The organism is Streptomyces sp. SID12501, from assembly GCF_010550245.1.
Classification (GTDB): domain Bacteria; phylum Actinomycetota; class Actinomycetes; order Streptomycetales; family Streptomycetaceae; genus Streptomyces.
In genome coordinates, this window is record NZ_JAAGLU010000668.1 from 1 (window position 1) to 439 (window position 439).

1 protein-coding gene is annotated in these 439 nt (G+C 67.9%); it reads left to right on the forward strand.

Annotated elements, in window-relative coordinates; translation table 11 throughout:
- The first annotated feature begins 107 nt into the window (after positions 1–107).
- Positions 108–416 carry a hypothetical protein gene (locus G3I71_RS47820; protein WP_164325232.1) on the forward strand — a complete coding sequence of 103 codons (309 nt, stop codon included), beginning with the start codon at positions 108–110 and terminating at the stop codon, positions 414–416.
- Positions 417–439 lie beyond the last annotated feature (23 nt).

Sequence of the window (439 nt, forward strand, 5' to 3'; positions counted from 1 at the left end):
GACCGTGCGTGTGTTTGCCGTCGGCGACGGCCGTGTCTACGGGCGTGATCTCAACACCCAGAACGGTTCGTGGACCAATTGGGGCGAGTTGCCCGGTGGCGCTGTGGGTGTCAAGGACATCGCCGCCGGCCTCGTGGGCAACAACGTCGAACTCCGGCGTCAACGGCGGACTGTGGCTCCAGTACGGCAACTACGACGTCGGCCGGTGGAACGACGCCTGGTTCGATGCCGGCGGTGCCGGCCTCACCCGGGTGACCAGCACCGCCTCCGGGAAGAACGTCCACGTCCACACCGTCGGCGCCTCGGGCAAGGTCCAGGGATCGACCCTGGTCAGCGGCCCTGGCACGTTCACGGCGTGGAAGGAACTGCCGGGCGGCCTTAGGGGTACGGTCGACGTCACGGCGACCAGCAGGTAAGCAAGAGCATGGCGGTTCCGGCC